Raw genomic sequence first — 1,684 nt, forward strand, 5'->3', positions numbered from 1 at the left:
AAACGTCACCGAGCAGAACTCGGGCTTGTGCGCATACAGCGCCTGGCGCGCCACACGCAGCTTCTCGGCGCCTTCGGGTGTCTTGGGCGGGAAAAATTCAAAACTGAGGGGAAGGTTCAGGCTCATCGCGGATCTCACTCGTCGTTATTTGTCGTATCGGTTTTGTTGTCACGCCGTTTGCCACGCGCGGGGCCGGGCTGGCCGGCATGCGCAAGTTCGGAGTCTTCGTGCGGCGCGCGGGAGGCGCGCATTTCGCTGCGCGGCACGCGCTTGGCAACCTTGCGCTGCGGTGCGGCCGGCAACGGCTGGTCTTCGCCTGCCACGTCCTGGCCCTTGACGGCCTGGATAAAAAATTCGCGGTTGCCGTCGCCGCCTTCAATCGGCGACGCCAGCCAGGCTTTTACTTCCAGTCCCAGCGCCGCGCAGGCATCGCGCAGGCGCTTTTCGACAAACTCGAAATGCGCCGGGTCGCGCACGATGCCGCCCTTGCCGATCTGGCCGGGCTGCAATTCAAACTGCGGCTTGACCAGCATGAGCAGATCGCCGCCGGGTTTGAGCAGGCGAACCACCGCAGGCAACACCAGCGTGAGCGAGATGAAGGACAAATCACCGGTCAGGAAGTCGAAGTTGGCTTCTGCGGCTGGGCCCGCTTCATCCAGGTCAGCGTCATCCTCATCGCCATCGAAGTCATCCGGAAAATCCATGTCGCCGCTGTCGCCTGCATGGCCGGCCACCAGGTCGGTGGCGGTCATGGAACGGGCATTCAAGCCCTCGACGCAAACCACACGCGGATCTTCACGCAGGCTGGCGTGCAGCTGGCCGTGGCCCACATCAACGCCTACCACCTGCACGGCGCCGTGCTGCAACAGGCAGTCGGTAAAGCCGCCCGTGGACTGCCCCACGTCAAGGCAGCGCAAGCCAGCCACCTTCAGGCCGGTAGCCTTCAGCGCGCCTTCGAGCTTGAGCCCGCCGCGCGAGATGTACTTGGCTTCGGTGGTGTCCAGCAGCTGCAGTTCGGCGCCGGGCGGAATCTCGTCGCCGTTCTTGGCGACCTTCTTCCAGGCAGCATCGGCTTCGGGACGCCACTGCACCCCCGAAGCAATCAGGCGCTGGGCCTGCGAGCGGGTGGCGGCATGGCCGTGTTCGACGAGGAATAGGTCAGCGCGCATGTAGTGTMTTCCGGTATTCCAGCAACAGACTTAAGGGCGTAGCGAGCGGCCCGAGAGCAAGGCGCGGGCGTCAGGCAACCGGAATGCACTTGAGGTGCATGAGGATTGCCTGATCGGGACCCGCAACGCCGCTATCGGGTCGCGCAGTAGCCAGGGAAAATCAGTAGCGGTAGGTGTTGGCCTTGTACGGGCCTGCTTTGCTGACACCGATGTACGCAGCCTGCTCGTCGCTCAGTTCAGTCAGCACAGCGCCAACCTTCTTCAGGTGCAAACGAGCGACTTTTTCGTCAAGATGCTTGGGCAGCACATAGACCTTGCCCACTTCGTACGCATCTTTCTTGGTGAAGAGCTCGATCTGCGCGATCGTCTGGTTCGCGAAGCTCGAAGACATCACGAAGCTCGGGTGGCCGGTGCCGCAGCCGAGGTTGACCAGGCGGCCCTTGGCCAGCAGGATGATGCGCTTGCCRTCCGGGAAGATCACGTGGTCGACTTGCGGCTTGATCTCTTCCCAGGTG

General features: G+C 63.0%; 3 protein-coding genes. All 3 read right to left on the reverse strand.

What is annotated here, in order from left to right; translation table 11 throughout:
* On the reverse strand, positions 1-126 hold a 126-nt coding region (locus AC1D1P_RS22630; RefSeq protein ID WP_477674537.1), incomplete at its 3' end, for a methylenetetrahydrofolate reductase.
* Between the two features lie 8 nt (positions 127-134).
* A complete protein-coding gene (locus AC1D1P_RS22635) occupies positions 135-1,169 on the reverse strand; it encodes a TlyA family RNA methyltransferase (RefSeq protein ID WP_477674535.1) in 1,035 nt (344 codons plus the stop codon).
* A 160-nt stretch (positions 1,170-1,329) separates the two neighbouring features.
* Positions 1,330-1,684 (reverse strand): adenosylhomocysteinase (locus tag AC1D1P_RS22640; protein WP_477674536.1); only part of this gene is annotated, 355 nt, incomplete at its 5' end.

The organism is Polaromonas sp. P1_E1_2 (assembly GCF_056406035.1).

Excerpts from the sequence above, each read along its gene's own strand:
- AC1D1P_RS22635 (WP_477674535.1), bottom strand. The coding sequence starts at position 1,169 with ATGCGCGCTGACCTATTCCTCGTCGAACACGGCCATGCCGCCACCCGC.